Source organism: Pseudomonas sp. MWU15-20650, assembly GCF_023242475.1.
Lineage (GTDB): Bacteria > Pseudomonadota > Gammaproteobacteria > Pseudomonadales > Pseudomonadaceae > Aquipseudomonas.
The window spans coordinates 1-18,009 of sequence record NZ_JALJFG010000004.1 but is presented as its reverse complement, the minus strand read 5'-3'; the positions used below and the strand labels follow the sequence as shown (position 1 = coordinate 18,009).

Below are 18,009 nucleotides of genomic sequence, written 5' to 3'. Positions count from 1 at the left end.
AAGGGGCTTATCCAGAGGACACTGGAATGACACAGGCAATTGCTTCGCCCGCGGTTCATGACCTGATCGGGATCGGTTTCGGCCCTTCGAACCTGGCGCTGGCCATCGCCCTGCAGGAACGTGAAAAGGCCCAGGGCAAACTGGATGTGCTGTTTCTCGACAAGCAGGCCGACTACCGCTGGCATGGCAATACCCTGGTGGCCATGAGCGAACTGCAGATTTCCTTTCTCAAGGACCTGGTGACCCTGCGCAACCCCACCAGCCCTTACTCCTTCGTCAATTACCTCAAGGCCCACGACCGTCTGGTGGACTTCATCAACCTGGGCACCTTCTACCCGTGCCGCATGGAATACAACGACTACCTGCGCTGGGTCGCAGGGCAGTTCCAGGGCCTGGGTCGCTATGGCGAGGAAGTGCTGGCCATCGAGCCGATCCTGCAGCAACAGCAGGTCGAAGCCCTGCGCGTGATCTCCCGGGATGCCCAGGGCGAGCAACACGTGCGTACAACGCGCTCGGTGGTGGTCAGCGCCGGTGGCACCCCGCGGATACCGGAGGCGTTCAAGGCGCTCAAGGACGATAGCCGGGTGTTCCACCATTCCCAGTACCTGGCCCGCATGGCTCAGCAGCCGTGTGTCGACGGCAAGGCGATGCGCGTTGCGGTGATCGGCGGTGGCCAGAGTGCGGCCGAAGCGTTTATCGACCTCAATGACAGCTTCCCCTCGGTGCAGGTCGACATGATCTTGCGGGGCTCGGCGCTCAAGCCTGCCGATGACAGCCCGTTCGTCAACGAAGTGTTCTCGCCGGCCTTTACCGACCAGGTGTTCCAGCAAGTCGGCGCCGAGCGCGAGCGCCTGGTCGCCGAGTACCAGAACACCAACTATTCGGTGGTGGACCTGGACTTGATCGAACGTATCTACGGCATTTTCTATCGCCAGAAAGTCTCCGGCGTTGCCCGCCAGGCTTTGCGCACCCTGACGGTGGTCGAAAAAGCCAGTGCCAGCTCGCTGGGTATCGAGCTGGTGCTGCGCAACAACGCCAACGGTGAAACCAGTGTCAGCCATTACGATGCGGTGATCCTGGCCACCGGCTACGAGCGCCAGATGCACCGTGAATTACTGGCACCGCTGGAAGCCTATATGGGCGACTTCGAAGTGGCCCGCGACTACCGCATCGTCACCGACGAGCGTTGCAACGCCGGCATCTATATCCAGGGGTTCAGCCAGGCCAGCCACGGTTTGAGCGATACCTTGCTGTCGGTATTGCCGATCCGGGCGGATGAGATTGCGGCGTCGTTGTATGAACACGACCGTAGCCGGGGCAAGGGGCGGTCGGTGCAGGATTTGCTCCTGGCTACTGCCAGTTGATCTGTCCCTTGTAGGACGGTACTTGTGACAAAGTGTGGCTATTGTTACTGTATAAAAAACCAGTATCGGTAGCCCTCCATGCAGTTGATCGAAAAACTCAGCATCCTTGCCGACGCCGCCAAGTACGACGCCTCCTGCGCCAGCAGTGGTGCGCCCAAGCGCAGCTCCGAGGGCAAGGCCGGGCTGGGCTCTACCGACGGCATGGGCATCTGCCACAGCTATACGCCCGACGGCCGCTGTGTGTCGTTGCTCAAGGTGTTGCTTACCAACTTCTGCCTGTATGACTGCCAATACTGCGTCAACCGCCGTTCCAGCGATGTGCCGCGTGCGCGTTTCAGCCCGCAAGAGGTGGTCACCCTGACCCTGGATTTCTACAAGCGCAATTGCGTCAGCGGGTTGTTCCTCAGTTCCGGCATCATCCGTTCGGCCGACTACACCATGGAACAGTTGGTCCAGGTCGCGAAATTGCTGCGCGAAGAGCATGACTTTCGCGGCTACATCCACCTCAAGACCATCCCCGAAGCCGACCCGGCACTGATCGCCGAGGCCGGGCGGTATGCCGATCGCCTGAGCGTGAATATCGAACTGCCCACCGATGCCAGCTTGCAAACCCTGGCGCCGGAGAAGCAGATCGGCTCGATCAAGCAGGCCATGCAGACCATCTATACCGGCGAACAGACGGTGTTCAACGAACCCCGCGCTCCACGTTTCGCCCCGGCCGGGCAGAGTACGCAGATGATTGTCGGCGCCGATGACACCGACGACAGCACCATCCTTCACGGCGCCGAAGCCTTGTATGGCAACTTCAAGCTGCGCCGCGTGTATTACTCGGCGTTCAGCCCCATCCCCAACAGCCCGAAAAGCGTGCCCCTGGCGGCGCCGCCGCTGATGCGCGAACACCGTTTGTACCAGGCGGATTTCCTGTTGCGCAGCTACGGTTTCAGCGCCAACGAACTGTTTGCAGGCCCCGGCCACCTGGCCCTGGATATTGACCCCAAGCTGGCCTGGGCCCTGGAGCATCGCGAGGTGTTCCCCCTGGACCTCAATCGCGCCGAACCGACCCTGATCGCGCGCATCCCCGGCATTGGCCTGCGCACCACCCAACGCCTGGTGGACCTGCGCCGCGAACGCAAAATCCGCTTCGAAGACCTGGCCCGTATGCGCTGCGTACTGGCCAAGGCCAAGCCGTTTTTCATCACCTGCGACTACCACCCGCAACAGGCGGACAGCACCAGCGTGCTGCTGCGCGAGCAACTGCGCGACCGTCCGCAGCCGCAACAGATGGGGTTGTGGGGATGATCAGTCTGGAATGCCACAACCTGTTCGGCACCTGGCGCGAACAGGCGCGTTGGCTGCTCAGCCACCAGGTCGATCCCAGCCAGGTGAGCTGGGGCGAGGCCGAAGTGGCGGACCTGTTTGCCACCGATGAGCCGATCCCGGAGTCACTCGGGCCGTTTCAGGCGCGCATTCCCAAGGCTTTGTTGGAACTGTTGGAATCGGCGGCTTGCTATCACGGCGATCAACGCTGGAGTTTGCTTTACGAGGTGCTGTGGCGGGTCAGCCATGGCGACCGCACGGCAATGCTGGCGGGCGACAAGCTGGGCAGCGAGTTGCAACGCCGCATCAAGCAGGTCTGCCGCGAAGCCCATCACCTGCACGCCTTTGTACGGTTTATTGCGCTGCCCGCAGAAGCGGGGCCTGGACTGCCGGAGTACGTGGCTTGGCACGAGCCGGCCCATGACATATTGAAGTCAGCCAGCCGACACTTTATCGGGCGCATGGGCCGCCATCGCTGGATGATCGCCACGCCGCTGGACGGGGTGTATTACGACGGTGAACAGTTGATTCATCAACGTGAGTGCCCCGAGGCCTGGCAGCAACTGGCGCAGAATGTCGAAGACCCCCACAGCGCCATGTGGCTGACCTACTACAGCCACATCTTCAACCCGGCCAGGCTCAACCCCAAGGTGATGGAAGGGCACCTGCCCAGCCGGTTCTGGAAGAACCTGCCGGAGGGCAAGTTGAACCCGGGGTTGATCAGCGAGGCGCGCACGGGCAAGCAGAAGGATGGGCAGGCGAAGTTGGTTGGGGCGCGCCCGGGTAAGAAGATCTTAAGCGGGCACGCTTGAAACTGTGGGAGGGTGTTCAGGCCAGTTCGGTCGCGGTGTTCTTCACCACCGCCAACTCCGGATGCGCCACCAACTTATCAATATGCAACTCATCATTGTTCAACCAGGTCTCCGTCAGCACCCGGTAATGCTCCATATCGCGGCAGCGCATACGCAGGCTATAGTCGAACGGCCCGCTGATCAGTTGGCATTCGAACACCTGCGGGCAGGCTTTGACGCAGGCTTCGAAGGCTTTCTGCGCCGAGCGTCCGCTCTGGTTGGACAAGGCCACCAGCACCAGCAGCGACAGCCCTGGCGAGACCATCTGCACATCGATGATCGCCCCATACCCGCGGATCACCCCACGTCGCTCCAGTTTGCGCACCCGTTCCAGGCAGGGCCTGGGCGTGAGATGCACCAGCGATGAAAGCTTTTCGTAGGTGATACGCCCCTGGTGCCGCAACACGTCGATGATGGCCTCATCGATGCGGTCCAGCGTAGGGGAAGAATGGGGTCCGTTGGCCTTGGTATCCATGAGTTCACTTCAAACGGTTGGAAAGAAATTGCTGCAAGCGTTCGCTGTTGGGGTGGTCGAGAATCTCGGCGCCGCCGTGTTCCTCGACCCGGCCCTGATGCAAGAACAGCACTTGGCTGGACACCTGGCGGGCGAAGCCCATTTCGTGGGTGACCATCAGCATGGTACGGCCTTCCTCAGCCAACGTCTGTATGACTTTGAGGACTTCTCCTACAAGCTCTGGGTCCAGCGCTGACGTCGGTTCATCGAACAAAATAATTTCCGGCTCCATGGCCAGCGCCCGTGCGATCGCCACGCGCTGCTGTTGGCCACCGGACAGAAAGGCCGGGTATTGATCGGCTACCCGGCTGGGCAGGCCGACCTTGTCCAAGTACAGGCGCGCGCGTTTTTCCGCTTCGGCGGCGCTTACGTCCAGCACGCGACGCGGGGCCATGGTGATGTTTTCCAGCACCGTCATGTGGCTCCACAGGTTGAAGTGCTGGAACACCATGGCCAGGCGCGTACGCAGGTTTTGCAATTGCGCCTGGTGCGGCGCGCGGGTACCGGCACGCCCGGGCTGCATTTCGATGCTGATACCGTCCAGGGTAATCACCCCGGCGTCGGGCTGTTCGAGAAAGTTGATGCAGCGCAGCAGGGTGCTTTTGCCCGAGCCGCTGGCGCCGATCAGGCTGATCACATCGCCCTGGCGTGCATTGAGGGACACACCCTTGAGCACTTCGTGCTCGCCGTAGCGTTTATGGATGCCTTCGACTTGAAGCTTAATGGCAGCCGTTGCAGTTTTGACAACGGGTACATCCATCGGATAGGCGGCCAGGGCCTGCGCGGACTGATTCATGGGTTAGCCTCGGGTAGGAACAAGAAAACGCATCCAACGACGTTCGGCCAGTCGAAACAGGCCCACCAGTGCAAAGGACAGCAGCATATAGAGCAGGGCGGCGATCCCGAAAGCCTGGAAGGTCAGGAACGTCTCGGCATTGGCGTCGCGGGCTACCTTGAGGATGTCGGCGACGGTGGCGGTGAACGCCAGTGACGTGGCGTGCAGCATCAGGATCATTTCATTGCTGTAGGCCGGCAACGCACGGCGCAGCGCAGCGGGTACCACGACAAACAGGTTCAGCCGCCAACCGTGCAGGCCATAGGCGCGTGCCGCTTCGATTTCGCCATGGGGGATATTGCGGATCGCCCCGGCGAAGATTTCCACGGTGTAGGCGCAAGTGTTGAGCACAAAAGCCAGGAGGGTACAGTTGAGTGCATTGCGGAAAAACTGGTTGAGCAGGGCGTTGTCCTGCACCACCTCCAGGCTGTACAGCCCGGTGTAGCAAATCAGCAGTTGGATATACAGCGGCGTGCCACGAAACAGGTAGGTGTAGAGCTCCACCGGCCAGCGCAGCCAGAAGTGCTCCGAAACCCGGGCCAACGCCAGGGGAATCGACAGGACGAAGCCGAGCACCACCGAAATAATGAACAACCACAGCGTCATGGCGACGCCGGATAACCCCGCGCCATCGCTGAACAGGTAAGCCAGGCCGTATTGCTGGAACAGTTCGATCATCGCGCCATCCCCTTGATGCCTAGGTTATAGCGCCGTTCGAGGCGCTTGAAGATGCGGTTGGACAGGGTGGTGATCACCAGGTACAGCAACCCCGCGAGGATCAGGAAATAGAGCGGCTCATGGGTGGTCTTGCCGGCGTTTTGCGCGGCCTTGACCAAGTCCGACAGGCCGATGATCGACACCAGGGCCGTGGATTTGAGCAGCACCAGCCAGTTATTGCCCAGGCCCGGCAGGGCAAAACGCATCAGTTGCGGGAACAGCACCAGGTGAAAACGCTGCCAGCGGCTCAAGCCGTAGGCAGTTGCGGCTTCCAGTTGGCCAGCCGGCACGCTGAGGATCGCGCCACGGAAGTTTTCGGTGAAATACGCACCGTAGATAAAACCCAAGGTGATCACCCCGGCGGTGAAGGGGTCGATTTCAAAGTAGTCCCAGCCGAACACTTCGCTCAGGTCGTTGAGCCACAGTTGCAGGCTGTAGAAAATCAGCAGGATCAGCACCAGGTCCGGCACGCTGCGGATCAGCGTGGTGTACAGCGTGGCCGGCACCCGCAGCCATGTGGCGCTGGAGAGTTTGGCACCGGCGGCGATCAAGCCCAGGCCAAGGCTCAGCGCCAGGGCCAGGAATGCCAGCTTGAGCGTCATCCAGGCACCCTGGGCCAGCATCGGGCCGTAGCCTTGCAAGTTTAGGAGGTCGTTCATGGGGAGATCTCTAAAAGACACACAACATCCCTGTGGAAACCGGCTTCCACAGGGCAGGCATTGGCTTGGTTACTCGTTGTAGATGTCCTGATCGCCGAAGTACTTCTTCTGGATCTGGGCATAGGTGCCATCGGCCTGGACGGCGGCGATGCCCTTGTTGATCAGCTCACACAGGGCCTGGTCGTTCTTGCGCAAGCCCATGGCGATATCCAGCGGCAAGGTCGGGTCCTTGAACGCCGGGCCGGTCTTGAAGTCGGCGCCTTCAGGCTTGGAGAGGAAGTTGAGCTGGGCTTCGAGTTTGTCGGTCAGGGTGGCGTCAAGGCGGCCGTTTTGCAGGTCGGCGTAGTTCTGCTCCTGGGACTGGTACGCCTTGATCTGCGCGCCAAGCTTGGCCAGGTGCGCACGGGCATAGGCTTCCTGCAGCGAGCCTTGCAGCACACCGACTTGCTTGCCTTTCAACGATTGCGGGGTGTCGCCGAAGTCGGCGTTTTTACGCGTGATGACCGAGGTGGGGCTGAGGAACAGGCGGTCGCTGAAGTCGATGACCTTCTCGCGAGCCGGCGTCACGGCCATGGAGGACATGATCGCGTCGAACTTGCGCGCACGCAGGGCCGGGATCATGCCGTCGAACTCGTTGTGCACCCAGGTGCATTTGACATCGAGCTTGGCGCAGATCGCGTTGCCCAGCTCGATGTCGAAACCCTGCAGGCTGCCGTCGGCGGCCACAGACTCAAAGGGGGGATATTCGGGGAACACGCCAAAACGGATTTCTTTCCAGTCCTGGGCGTGAGCGGCGCTGGCGCACAGTGGCAACAGCAACGCAGCGAAGAGTGATCGCAGTGGAGTCATGTGGAGTCCCTATATTTTGTAATTGATGTCAGGGCCGTAAAAGGGTGCAGCTGGCATTCAGGGTGTGACTCTTTGGTCGGGCTCAGAATGCTTCATGATGGTGCGTTTTTTGTGTCGTTTACGCGGTGCATAAAGCGCGAATTGCGCTGTTAAAACGTTGAATGCAGCGGAATCGGCTGTTGCGCCCGCTGAATCGGCTTTTTACCGATGAGAAACTGGCCTGCTATGCTCGCAAAGCGGCAGGCCAGAGCGGTCTCAAGCGCGCTTTTTCTGCTGTGCCGCCGGCTGGCAGGCCAGGCGTGCAAACAGGTCTTTCGGGTCGGCCAGGTCCGGCACCAGTTCCAGTTCGCTGCCGACGTCGAGCGCCTTGGCAACGTCCAGTACGTAGCGCAGGGCCGAGTAGTCTTCGATGGCAAAACCCACGGAGTCGAACAGGGTGACCTGCCGTGGGTTTTCACGGCCCGGTGCCTGGCCGTTGATCACTTGCCACAGTTCGGTCACCGGCGAATCTTCCGGCATGTGCTGGATTTCACCTTCGATACGGCTTTGCGGTTCGTACTCGACGATCACGCGGGCGCGTTCGACGATACGGCGGTCCAGTTCGGTCTTGCCCGGGCAGTCGCCGCCGACGGCGTTGAGGTGCATGCCGGGTTCGATCATGTCGTCAGTCAGAATGGTGGCGTAGGCTTTGTCGGCGGTCACGGTGGTGACGATGTCTGCGCCTCTTACCGCGTCGGCCACGCTGGCGGCCAGGATGACCTTGATCGCCGGGAATGCCTTGAGGTTGGCCGCCAGCTTGGCGGTGGCCTTAGCATCGATATCGAACAGGCGGATTTCATTGATACCCAGCATCGCGTGGAAGGCCAGGGCCTGGAATTCACTCTGGGAGCCATTGCCGATCAGCGCCATGCTGCGGCTGTTGGCGCGGGCCAGGTAACGGGCGACCAGGGCCGAGGTGGCGGCGGTGCGGATCGCAGTGGTCAGGGTCATTTCCGCCAGCAGTACCGGCTTGCCGGTGTCGACGTCGCCCAAGGCACCGAAAGCCATCACCGTGAGCATGCCGGCCTGGGTGTTTTTCGGGTGGCCGTTGACGTATTTGAACGCGTACAGCGAGGCGTCGGACACCGGCATCAGCTCGATCACGCCATCCGGGGAATGGTTGGCCAGGCGCGCGCATTTCTCGAAATCCTGCCAGCGCAGGTAGTCGGCGCGGATGTACTCGGCCATCTCGGTGATGCAGGTGGACAGGCTCTTTTGCGAGACCAGGTAGCAGAGGTCGTTGACGTCGATATAGCGGGTCATGGCAAGACTCCTTATTGAAATGAGGGGCGGGCGGGCAGGTGCACTTCCGCCAGCATGCAGCGGGCGCTGCCGCCGCCGATGCGTTCGATGTTGTCGATATTCACCACCACCGGCCGCGTATGGCGCTCCACATGCTGGCGCTGCGCCGGATGCAGGGCGCCCCAGGCACTGGCGGACATCACCAGCAACGGCTGGCCGTCACGGTCGTGGACCTCCAGCATGTTGCCGGCGAAGGCTTCCAGCTGGTCGAAGTCCAGGCTGAGGATGTCCTTGCCGGTGTCGCGCAGGGAGCGTTCCAGGGCCAGGCGCTCGCTGTCGTCGGGCAGGGCTTGCAGGCACACCACCGCGAGGTCGCGGCCAACGCTCATCATCACGTTGCTGTGATAGATGGGTGCCTGGTGGCGGTCCAGGGCGTGGAACACGCAGAGTTGGTAGTCCAGGCGTTCGGCAAACTGGCGCAGGGCCGCGTGGTGGGTGCGCCCCGAATGGCAGGCGTAGCTGATGCGGTGCTGGCGGTCTAGCACCATGCTGCCGGTGCCTTCCAGGAAGATGTTCTGTTGTTCCAGATGGCTGAGGTCGATGGTGGCGTTGATCGCAAAGCGTTGCTCCAAGACTTGCAGCACGCCCTTGTTGCGCTCCAGTCGGCGGTTCTGGCCTTCCATGGGGTAGAGCACCAGGCTGCCATCGGCGTGGCTGCTCCACCAGTTGTTAGGGAAGATCGAGTCGGGGGTGTGGGGCGCCGGCGTGTCCTGCACCACCAGCACCTCCACGCCGTGCTGGCGCAGGGTCTCGACATAACCGTCGAACTCCTCCAGCGCTTTGTGCTGTGCGCTGAGCGGGTCCAGCGGCGGGCGTTGGAAACGGTTGTTGATCGCGGTGTCCGGGTTGAAGGCAAAGCGCGCCGGGCGGATCATCAGGACGGTGTTGGTGGTTTGCATGGGAGCACGGGTCCGTTGGGGATCTTGTGCCGCTATTGTGTGCGTTGTGGGGAAAGGATCCCGGCTGAAACAGCGGGGAGGCTCAGCCGGGAAAGCTGAAAAGGGGAGTGGCGCAGCCGAATCGGCTGCTGGATTGAAATGTGGACAAATGTGGGAGCGGGCTTGCTCGCGAATGCGGTCTGTCTGCACTGAATCTGGTGACTGACACTCCGCATTCGCGAGCAAGCCCGCTCCCACATTGGTATTGTGGTGTTTGTCATAGTCGTGTCAGCCAGGAGGAGTCATGTCTACCGTTGTCCGTCTTGCTCAGGCAGCCGATGCCGACGGCATCAGCCAAGTCATCCTGACTGCGCTGCACAGCAGCAACGCGCGGGATTACCCAGCGGATGTGATTGCGCGGGTTGCCAGCAACTTCACCCCCGACGCGGTATTGGCTTTACTCCAGCGGCGGGTGGTGTTGGTGGCGACTCAGGATCAACTGATCGTCGCTACGGCCGCACTGGATGGCAACGTGGTGCGTTCAGTGTTCGTCAACCCAGCGCTGCAAGGGCAGGGCATTGGCCGATTATTGATGATCGAGATCGAACTGCGGGCCCGTGAAGCCGGCGTGACAGTATTGAGCGTACCGTCCTCGCTGACGGCGCAACCCTTCTACGCCAAGCTAGGCTTTCATAGCGTGCGTGACGTGTACCACGGCAACGAGCGCACGTTGGTGATGGAAAAGGCGCTGTTGTCCCGCCACCCCATCGGGCCGTATCGCGACCGTCAACACCGTGCCCAGGTGATCGAGCTATGGCAGCAGGCGTTTGGCTATGACACGGCACACAACCTGCCAAGCCTGGCGATTGATAAGAAACTGGCGGTCAATGATGGGTTGTTCTTCGTCGCCACCGACAAGAAAACCGTGATCGGCACCATCCTCGCAGGTTATGACGGGCACCGTGGCTGGTTGTATTCGGTGGCGGTGCATGCCGACTATCGTCGCCATGGTTTGGGCTCGTCGCTGGTGCGCTATGCCGAACAGGCGTTGACGGCGCTGGGCTGCATGAAGATCAACCTGCAGATCACCGGCGGCAATGACGCGGTGGTGGGGTTTTATGAGGCGTTGGGGTATGGGGTGGAGCCGAGGATCAGTATGGGGAAGAGGATCACGGAGAATATTGATGGTTGAGGCGCATGACCGACGGCAACCTGGTCATGGCGGGTGACCTTTACGTCTTCGCTTTTTTTCGTCTCTTTATGGCATAGGCTGTCATTTTGGCGAAAGCGTTGGCGACATTGAGGTAATGCGCCTTGTCATCGTCATCGTAGTCTCCATCGCCGTCGACGTCATCAGGTGCCGAGGCGGTATCGTAAACGCCGTTGTGCTTGCTGGACGACGCGTAAACTGCCCAATTGAGCTTGTTGTTAATGTAAGTTTCCATCACGATTTCTTTACTGCCGTCGTTTTCGAAATCCTCTGCTGAAACACGTAATTCATAGATCGCCATGGTGGGCTCCTGCCGGGTTTAAAAGAGAGGCCTAAGTTAGGCGCGCCGATTTTTACTGTCTACTGTCAACCTTCACAGGTGATTGCACATCCAGTGTTCCACAGCACAAAAAAGGCCCATTCACCGACAGCGGTGAATGGGCCTTTTCTGAAATGGCAGGTTCAGATCATTTTCAAACCTTGACGATCCAACCCGCTGGCGCTTCGACGTCGCCGGTCTGTACACCGGTCAGCTCTTTGTAAAGCTTCTGGGTGATCGGGCCGACTTCGGTCTCGCTATGGAACACATGCAGTTTGCCGTTGTACTGGATGCCGCCGATCGGCGAAATCACCGCTGCGGTACCGCAGGCACCGGCTTCCTTGAACTGATCCAGCTTGTCGATGAACACTTCGCCCTCGACCACTTCCAGGCCCAGGCGGGTCTGGGCCAGTTCGATCAGCGACAGGCGGGTGATGCCTGGCAGCACCGAAGGCGACTTCGGCGTGATGAACTTGTTGTCGTGGGTGATCCCGAAGAAGTTGGCCGAGCCGACTTCTTCGATTTTCGAATGGGTTATCGGGTCCAGGTAGATCGCATCGGCGAAACCGGCTTTTTTCGCTTCGGCACCCGGCATCAGGCTGGCGGCGTAGTTGCCACCCACTTTAGCGGCACCGGTGCCTTGCGGCGCGGCGCGGTCGAAGGTGGAGATCTGGAAGTTGTGCGGCACCAGGCCGCCTTTGAAGTAGGCACCGACCGGGATCGCGAACACCGAGAAGATGAACTCCGGCGCGGTACGCACGCCGAGGTTGTCACCGGTGCCGATCACGAACGGGCGCAGGTACAGCGCACCGCCGCTGCCGTACGGCGGGATGAACCGCTCGTTGGCCTTGACCACTTGTTTGCAGGCGTCGATGAACACGTCGGTCGGCACATGCGGCATCAGCAGGCGCGCGCAGCTGCGCTGCATGCGCGCGGCATTCTGGTCCGGGCGGAACAGGTTGATCGAGCCGTCCTTGCAGCGATAGGCCTTCATCCCTTCAAAGCACTGCTGGCCATAGTGCAGGGCCGTGGAGCCCTCACTGATGTGCAGTACGTTGTCGTCGGTCAGGGTGCCTGCTTGCCATTCGCCGTTTTTCCAGACTTGGAGAAACCGCTTGTCGGTCTTGATGTAGTCAAAACCCAGCTTGTCCCAATTGATGCTTTCGTTACCCATGACACCCTCTATCTCTGGTCAAGTCGGTTTTTTTTCTGGATGGGCGCAACAATACTTCATTCGCTGGCCCGTTCGCATCCCCTGTGGAGCGAGCTTGCTCGCGAAGAACGCAAGGGCGCCGCGTTTAATCTGGCTGACCGCGTTATCGTTGGCGATTTTCGCGAGCAAGCTCGCGCCTGCAAATGTTGTGTTATTTACAGGTGCAGCGCGTGGCCCAATGCCCGCAACGCCGCTTCCTGCACCGCTTCACCCAGGGTCGGGTGGGCGTGGATGGTGCCGGCCACATCTTCCAGGCGTGCCCCCATTTCCAGGCTCAGGCCAAAGGCGGTGGAGAGCTCGGACACTCCAGCCCCCACCGCTTGCCAGCCCACAATCAGGTGATTGTCACGCCGCGCCACTACCCGCACGAAGCCGGCTTTGGACTCCAGGGTCATGGCCCGGCCATTGGCGGCGAACGGAAAGCTCGACACGATGCAGTCCAGGCCGGCGGCCTTGGCTTCGTCCGGCGTCTTGCCGACCACGACCAGTTCCGGGTCGGTAAAGCACACGGCCGGGATCGCCGCCGGGTTGAATTCACGGTGTTTGCCGCTGATCAGTTCGGCCACCATCTCGCCCTGGGCCATGGCGCGGTGCGCCAGCATCGGCTCGCCGCTGAGGTCGCCAATGGCATACACATTGCGCATGCTGGTCTGGCAGCGGTTGTCGATCTTGATCGCCGCGCCGTTCATCTCCAGGTTCAAGGCTTCGAGGTTCCAGCCCTGGGTATTGGGTTTGCGACCCACCGCCACCAGTACCTGATCCGTTTCAAGCGACAAGGTGTCGCCATTCGGGTCACGTACTTGCAGGCTGTTGTGTTCAAAGCCGGTGACACTGTGCTTGAGGTAAAGCTTGACCCCCAGCTTCTTCAGGGATTCAGCCACCGGTAGCGTCAGCTCGGCGTCGTAGGCGGGCAGGATATGCGCCTGTGCCTCGACCACGCTGACCTCGGCGCCCAGCTTGCGGTAGGCAATGCCCAGTTCCAGGCCGATATAACCACCGCCCACCACGATCAGGCGCTTGGGCACCCGCGTCGGGGCCAAGGCTTCGGTGGAGGAGATGATCGGCCCGCCAATCGGCAGCATCGGCAAGTTGACGCTTTTCGAACCGGTGGCCAGCAGCAGGTGTTCGCACTGGATGCGCTGGCCGCCGACGTCGACGGTCTTGCCGTCCACGACCTTGGCCCAGCCGTGGATCACCTGCACTTTGTGTTTCTTCAGCAGCGCGGCGACGCCCGTGGTCAGGCGATCGACGATGCCGTCTTTCCATTCCACGCTTTTGCGGATGTCCAGGGTGGGCACGTCGACCTCGATCCCCAGTTGGGAACCCTGGCTGTGGTGCACGGTTTGCTGGAACTGTTCGGCCACATGGATCAACGCCTTGGACGGAATACAGCCGATGTTCAGGCAGGTGCCGCCCAACGCCTGGCCTTCCACCAAAAGGGTCGGGATGCCCAGCTGGCCGGCGCGAATCGCCGCGACATAACCGCCAGGGCCGCCGCCGATAATCAGCAGCGTGGTATGCAATGTCTGAGTCATGCCCTTACTCCAGGAACAGGCTGGCGGGTTGTTCGAGCAGGCCGCGAATGGCCTGGATGAATTGCGCCGCGTCCATGCCATCGACCACGCGGTGGTCGAACGAGCTGGAGAGGTTCATCATCTTGCGCACCACGATCTGGCCCTTGATCACCATCGGCCGTTCAACGATGCGGTTGACGCCCACGATGGCCACCTCCGGCAAGTTCAGCACCGGTGTACTGACGATGCCGCCCAAGGCGCCCAGGCTGGTCAACGTAATGGTCGAGCCCGACAGCTCGTCACGGCTGGCCTTGCCATTGCGTGCAGCAGTGGCCAGACGGGCGATTTCCTCGGCATTGCCCCACAGGCTGCGTGCTTCGGCGTGACGTACCACCGGCACCATCAGGCCGATGTCGCTCTGGGTGGCGACGCCCACATGCACCGCGCCGAGGCGGGTGATGACCTGGGCTTCGTCGTCGTAGCGCGCGTTGATCTGCGGGAACTCGCGCAACGCCACGACCATGGCACGCACGATGAACGGCAACAGGGTCAGCTTGCCGCGTGTGGCGCCGTGCTTCTCATTGAGGTGCACACGCAGTTCGTCGAGGGCAGTGACGTCGATTTCTTCCACATAGCTGAAATGCGCGGCGCGCCGGGTGGCGTCCTGCATGCGCTGGGCGATCTTGCGGCGCATGCCGATCACCGGAATCTGGTGTTCGTCGTTGCGTTCGGCGTAAGGGTTGGCTGTGCTGGCAGGTTTTGCCGAACCCTGGCGCAAGTAAGCCTCCAGGTCTTCGTGCAGAATCCGGCCCGCCGGGCCAGAACCCTGGACCAGGCGCAGTTGAATCCCGGCATCCAGGGCGTGTTTGCGCACGGCGGGGGAGGCCAATGGGCGCTCGCCGGCTTCGCGGGCGAGCGGCGCTTGCGGCGCCTTCACGGCGGGTGCGGGTTTGCTTTCTACCGGCACCGGCACCGGTTTGGCGTCGGCCACAGGCGCGGCCTTCACCGGTTCGGTAACCACCGGCACATCCTTGATATTGCCTGCACCTTCCACTTCAATACTGATCAAAATACTGCCCACCGCCATGACTTCACCCGGCTCGCCGCCGAGGGAAATCACCTTGCCGTGGACCGGCGAGGGAATATCCACCATCGCCTTGTCGGTCATCACATCCGCCAGCACCTGGTCTTCAACCACCAGGTCGCCCACCTTCACATGCCAGACTGACAATTCAACTTCCGCGATGCCTTCGCCAATGTCCGGCATCTTGATAACGTGCGTGCCCATTCAGACCTCCATGACCCGTTTCAACGCCGCGCCCACGCGGGACGGCCCTGGGAAATACGCCCACTCTTGCGCGTGCGGGTAGGGGGTGTCCCAACCGGTGACGCGTTCGATCGGCGCTTCCAGGTGGTGGAAGCAATGCTCTTGCACCAGCGCCACCAGCTCGGCACCAAAACCGCAGGTGCGGGTGGCTTCATGCACGACCACGCAACGGCCGGTCTTTTTCACTGACTTGACGATGGTTTCCAGGTCCAGCGGCCAGAGGCTGCGCAGGTCGATGACCTCGGCGTCGATGCCGGTTTCTTCGGCGGCGACTTGCGACACATACACGGTGGTGCCGTAGGTCAACACGGTGACGGCCGAGCCTGGGCGCACAATGGCGGCCACATCCAGCGGTACGGTGTAGTAGCCGTCCGGTACTTGTGCTTGCGGGTGTTTCGACCACGGCGTGACAGGGCGGTCGTGGTGCCCATCGAACGGGCCGTTGTACAGGCGCTTGGGCTCGAGGAAGATCACCGGGTCATCGTTCTCGATGGAGGCGATCAACAGGCCCTTGGCGTCATAGGGGTTGGACGGCATCACCGTGCGCAGGCCGCAGACCTGGGTGAAGACCGCTTCGATACTCTGGCTGTGGGTCTGACCGCCGTAGATGCCACCACCACATGGCATGCGCATGGTCAGCGGTGCGGTGAACTGCCCGGCCGAGCGATAACGCAGGCGTGCCGCTTCGGAGATGATCTGGTCGGTGGCCGGGTAGACGTAGTCGGCAAACTGGATTTCGGCGACCGGGCGCAAGCCATAGGCACCCATGCCCACCGCCACGCCCACAATGCCGCTTTCGGAAATCGGCGCGTCGAACACCCGCGAGCTGCCGTACTTGCTTTGCAAGCCTTCGGTGCAACGGAACACGCCGCCGAAGTAACCGACGTCCTGGCCGAACACCACCACGTTGTCGTCACGTTCAAGCATCACATCCATGGCCGAGCGCAGGGCCTGGATCATGGTCATGGTGGTGGTGGTCATGGCGGTTTCCAGTTCGATGCTGTTGTTATGATCGTTCATGTCAAACCCCCAACTCTTGGCGCTGGCGCTTCAAGTGCTCCGGCATCTCTTTATAGACGTCCTCGAACATGGTCGCGGCGCTTGGGATCTGGCCACCGGCGAGGGTGCCGTACTGTTCGGCTTCTTTCTGCGCCTTGACCACTTCGGCTTCCAGTTCGGCGCTGACCGCTGCGTGTTCCTCTTCGGACCACTGGCCAATCTTGATCAGGTGCTGCTTGAGGCGCGCGATCGGGTCGCCCAGGGGGAAGTGGCTCCAGTCGTCGGCGGGGCGGTACTTGGACGGATCATCCGAAGTGGAGTGCGGGCCGGCGCGGTAGGTGACCCATTCGATCAGGGTGGGACCGAGGTTGCGCCGCGCACGCTCGGCCGCCCAGGCGGAGGCGGCGTACACCGCGATAAAGTCGTTGCCGTCCACGCGCAGAGAAGCGATGCCGCAACCGACGCCGCGTCCGGCGAAGGTGGTGGCTTCACCCCCGGCGATGGCCTGGAAGGTGGAGATCGCCCACTGGTTGTTGACCACGTTGAGGATCACCGGCGCACGGTACACGTGGGCAAAGGTGAGGGCGGTGTGGAAGTCCGATTCGGCCGTGGCGCCGTCGCCGATCCAGGCAGAGGCGATCTTGGTATCACCCTTGATTGCCGAGGCCATGCCCCAGCCCACACCTTGTACGAATTGGGTGGCGAGGTTGCCGGAAATAGTGAAGAAACCCGCGTCCTTGACCGAGTACATGATCGGCAACTGGCGACCTTTGAGCGGGTCGCGCTCGTTGGACAGCAGTTGGCAGATCAGGTCCACCAGCGGCACATCGCGGGCCATCAGGATGCTTTGCTGGCGGTAGGTGGGGAAGCACATGTCGTCGATGTTCAAGGCCAGGGCCTGGGCGCTGCCGATGGCTTCTTCGCCGAGGCTTTGCATATAGAACGACATTTTTTTCTGACGCTGGGCGACCACCATGCGGTTGTCGAAGATGCGCGTCTTGAGCATGGCGCGCATGCCGCGGCGCATGATCTCGGAAGAGACGCCTTCAGCCCACGGACCGAGCGCCTGGCCCTGGTCGTCGAGCACGCGAATCAGGCCCTTGGCCAGGTCGGCGGTGTCGGCGGGTTCTACGTCGATGGCGGGTTTGCGCACCAGGCCGGCGTCGGTCAGGCGCAGGTAGGTGAAGTCGGTCTTGCAGCCTGGGCGGCCCGAGGGTTCGGGAACGTGCAGGCGCAGCGGTTCGTACTGCTGGGTCATGGCTTTCTACGCTCTATCTTGTGAATTTCTTGTAGTGGGCGCGCTAGCTGACAGTCAGTCTTCGGGTAGAAGAAATCTTGTCCTACAACAATTATAGGCGGGGCGTAGAAGAATATTTATCTCTGTTTCATTGCGCTCACGACCATTTGCGGATAAAAAAACTGCATAAACATAATAAACAGGTGATTTTGTCTCATGCGCAAACTGGACCGTACCGACATCGGCATTCTCAACGCCCTGCAGGAGAACGCCCGCATCACCAACGCCGACCTGGCCCGCTCGGTCAACCTGTCGCCCACGCCGTGTTTCAACCGGGTAAAAGCGATGGAAGAACTGGGCCTGATTCGCGACCAGGTCACGCTGTTGGACGCCGATTTGCTGGGGCTGCACGTGAACGTGTTTATTCATGTCAGCCTGGAGAAGCAGAATGAACTGGCGTTGCAACAGTTCGAGGGGGCGATTTCCAACCGGCCCGAGGTGATGGAGTGCTACCTGATGGCGGGCGACCCGGATTATTTGATCCGCGTGCTGGTGCCGACGATCCAGTCGCTGGAACGCTTCATGATGGACTTTTTGACCAAGGTGCCGGGGGTGGCGAACATTCGTTCCAGCTTTGCCCTGAAGCAAGTGCGCTACAAAACCGCATTGCCATTGCCGGCCAACGGCATCAGCCTCGGTTCCTGATTCAACACAGGACCCAGTGTGGAGCTGGCTTGTCGGGTCGCCGCATCGCTGCGATGACGGCCTGCCAGCCGACGCCAATCTACCTGACACCCCACGATCCAACTGTGGGAGCTGGCTTGCCTGCGAAGACGGCCTGCCAGCCGACCCATATCTACCTGAC

The 18,009-nt window shown here is 61.3% G+C and carries 18 protein-coding genes; 5 read left to right on the top strand and 13 right to left on the bottom strand.

Annotation, left to right across the window (positions count from 1 at the left end; all coding sequences use genetic code 11):
- Window positions 1-26 precede the first annotated feature (26 nt).
- The 3 genes from M5B43_RS05235 to M5B43_RS05225 all read left to right on the top strand — a co-directional run bounded on the left by M5B43_RS05235 (window position 27) and on the right by M5B43_RS05225 (window position 3,493).
- Window positions 27-1,364, top strand: a complete 1,338-nt coding sequence (locus M5B43_RS05235; protein ID WP_248749096.1) for a SidA/IucD/PvdA family monooxygenase — start codon at window positions 27-29, stop codon at window positions 1,362-1,364.
- Window positions 1,365-1,442: 78 nt separating this feature from the next.
- Window positions 1,443-2,663, top strand: a complete 1,221-nt coding sequence (locus M5B43_RS05230) for a putative DNA modification/repair radical SAM protein (protein ID WP_248749095.1) — start codon at window positions 1,443-1,445, stop codon at window positions 2,661-2,663.
- Window positions 2,660-3,493, top strand: coding sequence for a TIGR03915 family putative DNA repair protein (locus M5B43_RS05225; RefSeq protein WP_248749094.1), 834 nt, complete (start codon window positions 2,660-2,662; stop codon window positions 3,491-3,493). The genes M5B43_RS05230 and M5B43_RS05225 overlap by 4 nt, the downstream gene beginning before the upstream one ends.
- A gap of 16 nt (window positions 3,494-3,509) precedes the next feature.
- Here the strand turns inward: M5B43_RS05225 and M5B43_RS05220 are convergent, their stop codons facing one another.
- From M5B43_RS05220 to M5B43_RS05190, 7 genes are all read right to left on the bottom strand, one after another.
- Complete coding sequence (locus M5B43_RS05220; protein WP_003192319.1) at window positions 3,510-4,007, bottom strand: Lrp/AsnC family transcriptional regulator; 498 nt, start codon at window positions 4,005-4,007, stop codon at window positions 3,510-3,512.
- A 4-nt stretch (window positions 4,008-4,011) separates the two neighbouring features.
- A complete protein-coding gene (locus M5B43_RS05215; RefSeq protein ID WP_283099377.1) occupies window positions 4,012-4,842 on the bottom strand; it encodes an ATP-binding cassette domain-containing protein in 831 nt (276 codons plus the stop codon).
- Window positions 4,843-4,845: 3 nt separating this feature from the next.
- Window positions 4,846-5,559 carry an ABC transporter permease gene (locus tag M5B43_RS05210; RefSeq protein WP_248749093.1) on the bottom strand — a complete coding sequence of 238 codons (714 nt, stop codon included), beginning with the start codon at window positions 5,557-5,559 and terminating at the stop codon, window positions 4,846-4,848.
- Window positions 5,556-6,257 carry an ABC transporter permease gene (locus M5B43_RS05205; RefSeq protein ID WP_248749092.1) on the bottom strand — a complete coding sequence of 234 codons (702 nt, stop codon included), beginning with the start codon at window positions 6,255-6,257 and terminating at the stop codon, window positions 5,556-5,558. Before M5B43_RS05205 ends, M5B43_RS05210 begins: the two co-directional genes overlap by 4 nt.
- A gap of 69 nt (window positions 6,258-6,326) precedes the next feature.
- Window positions 6,327-7,106: an ABC transporter substrate-binding protein gene (locus M5B43_RS05200; RefSeq protein WP_248749091.1), complete on the bottom strand. Its 780-nt coding sequence runs from the start codon at window positions 7,104-7,106 to the stop codon at window positions 6,327-6,329.
- Between the two features lie 255 nt (window positions 7,107-7,361).
- The gene (locus M5B43_RS05195; RefSeq protein WP_248749090.1) at window positions 7,362-8,408 is read right to left on the bottom strand and encodes an ornithine cyclodeaminase; all 1,047 of its coding nucleotides are present in this window, start codon (window positions 8,406-8,408) and stop codon (window positions 7,362-7,364) included.
- Window positions 8,409-8,419: 11 nt separating this feature from the next.
- Window positions 8,420-9,346, bottom strand: coding sequence for a citrulline utilization hydrolase CtlX (locus tag M5B43_RS05190; protein WP_248749089.1), 927 nt, complete (start codon window positions 9,344-9,346; stop codon window positions 8,420-8,422).
- Between the two features lie 283 nt (window positions 9,347-9,629).
- On the opposite strand from M5B43_RS05190, the gene M5B43_RS05185 reads away from it, so the two are divergent.
- Window positions 9,630-10,517, top strand: coding sequence for a GNAT family acetyltransferase (locus M5B43_RS05185; protein ID WP_248749088.1), 888 nt, complete (start codon window positions 9,630-9,632; stop codon window positions 10,515-10,517).
- A 40-nt stretch (window positions 10,518-10,557) separates the two neighbouring features.
- Here M5B43_RS05185 and M5B43_RS05180 read toward each other — a convergent pair whose 3' ends face one another.
- The 6 genes from M5B43_RS05180 to M5B43_RS05155 form a co-directional block, all read right to left on the bottom strand.
- Window positions 10,558-10,836: a hypothetical protein gene (locus M5B43_RS05180; RefSeq protein ID WP_248749087.1), complete on the bottom strand. Its 279-nt coding sequence runs from the start codon at window positions 10,834-10,836 to the stop codon at window positions 10,558-10,560.
- 172 nt (window positions 10,837-11,008) lie between these two features.
- Window positions 11,009-12,028: a branched-chain amino acid aminotransferase gene (locus M5B43_RS05175; protein ID WP_248749086.1), complete on the bottom strand. Its 1,020-nt coding sequence runs from the start codon at window positions 12,026-12,028 to the stop codon at window positions 11,009-11,011.
- A 194-nt stretch (window positions 12,029-12,222) separates the two neighbouring features.
- Window positions 12,223-13,602 (bottom strand): dihydrolipoyl dehydrogenase, encoded by a 1,380-nt coding sequence (lpdA, locus tag M5B43_RS05170; protein WP_248749085.1) that lies wholly within the window; start codon window positions 13,600-13,602, stop codon window positions 12,223-12,225.
- 4 nt (window positions 13,603-13,606) lie between these two features.
- Window positions 13,607-14,869: a dihydrolipoamide acetyltransferase family protein gene (locus M5B43_RS05165; protein ID WP_248749084.1), complete on the bottom strand. Its 1,263-nt coding sequence runs from the start codon at window positions 14,867-14,869 to the stop codon at window positions 13,607-13,609.
- The gene (locus tag M5B43_RS05160) at window positions 14,870-15,928 is read right to left on the bottom strand and encodes an alpha-ketoacid dehydrogenase subunit beta (RefSeq protein WP_248749083.1); all 1,059 of its coding nucleotides are present in this window, start codon (window positions 15,926-15,928) and stop codon (window positions 14,870-14,872) included.
- A 1-nt stretch (window position 15,929) separates the two neighbouring features.
- Complete coding sequence (locus tag M5B43_RS05155) at window positions 15,930-17,165, bottom strand: 3-methyl-2-oxobutanoate dehydrogenase (2-methylpropanoyl-transferring) subunit alpha (RefSeq protein WP_248749082.1); 1,236 nt, start codon at window positions 17,163-17,165, stop codon at window positions 15,930-15,932.
- 195 nt (window positions 17,166-17,360) lie between these two features.
- Here M5B43_RS05155 and bkdR point away from each other — a divergent pair, with 195 nt between their 5' ends.
- The gene (bkdR, locus tag M5B43_RS05150; protein ID WP_248749081.1) at window positions 17,361-17,849 is read left to right on the top strand and encodes a Bkd operon transcriptional regulator BkdR; all 489 of its coding nucleotides are present in this window, start codon (window positions 17,361-17,363) and stop codon (window positions 17,847-17,849) included.
- The last annotated feature ends 160 nt before the right edge of the window (window positions 17,850-18,009 follow it).

Coding starts and splice junctions, on each gene's coding strand:
- M5B43_RS05235 (WP_248749096.1), top strand. CDS start 27: ATGACACAGGCAATTGCTTCGCCCGCGGTTCATGACCTGATCGGGATC.
- M5B43_RS05230 (WP_248749095.1), top strand. CDS start 1,443: ATGCAGTTGATCGAAAAACTCAGCATCCTTGCCGACGCCGCCAAGTAC.
- M5B43_RS05225 (WP_248749094.1), top strand. CDS start 2,660: ATGATCAGTCTGGAATGCCACAACCTGTTCGGCACCTGGCGCGAACAG.
- M5B43_RS05220 (WP_003192319.1), bottom strand. CDS start 4,007: ATGGATACCAAGGCCAACGGACCCCATTCTTCCCCTACGCTGGACCGC.
- M5B43_RS05215 (WP_283099377.1), bottom strand. CDS start 4,842: ATGAATCAGTCCGCGCAGGCCCTGGCCGCCTATCCGATGGATGTACCC.
- M5B43_RS05210 (WP_248749093.1), bottom strand. CDS start 5,559: ATGATCGAACTGTTCCAGCAATACGGCCTGGCTTACCTGTTCAGCGAT.
- M5B43_RS05205 (WP_248749092.1), bottom strand. CDS start 6,257: ATGAACGACCTCCTAAACTTGCAAGGCTACGGCCCGATGCTGGCCCAG.
- M5B43_RS05200 (WP_248749091.1), bottom strand. CDS start 7,106: ATGACTCCACTGCGATCACTCTTCGCTGCGTTGCTGTTGCCACTGTGC.
- M5B43_RS05195 (WP_248749090.1), bottom strand. CDS start 8,408: ATGACCCGCTATATCGACGTCAACGACCTCTGCTACCTGGTCTCGCAA.
- M5B43_RS05190 (WP_248749089.1), bottom strand. CDS start 9,346: ATGCAAACCACCAACACCGTCCTGATGATCCGCCCGGCGCGCTTTGCC.
- M5B43_RS05185 (WP_248749088.1), top strand. CDS start 9,630: ATGTCTACCGTTGTCCGTCTTGCTCAGGCAGCCGATGCCGACGGCATC.
- M5B43_RS05180 (WP_248749087.1), bottom strand. CDS start 10,836: ATGGCGATCTATGAATTACGTGTTTCAGCAGAGGATTTCGAAAACGAC.
- M5B43_RS05175 (WP_248749086.1), bottom strand. CDS start 12,028: ATGGGTAACGAAAGCATCAATTGGGACAAGCTGGGTTTTGACTACATC.
- lpdA (WP_248749085.1), bottom strand. CDS start 13,602: ATGACTCAGACATTGCATACCACGCTGCTGATTATCGGCGGCGGCCCT.
- M5B43_RS05165 (WP_248749084.1), bottom strand. CDS start 14,869: ATGGGCACGCACGTTATCAAGATGCCGGACATTGGCGAAGGCATCGCG.
- M5B43_RS05160 (WP_248749083.1), bottom strand. CDS start 15,928: ATGAACGATCATAACAACAGCATCGAACTGGAAACCGCCATGACCACC.
- M5B43_RS05155 (WP_248749082.1), bottom strand. CDS start 17,165: ATGACCCAGCAGTACGAACCGCTGCGCCTGCACGTTCCCGAACCCTCG.
- bkdR (WP_248749081.1), top strand. CDS start 17,361: ATGCGCAAACTGGACCGTACCGACATCGGCATTCTCAACGCCCTGCAG.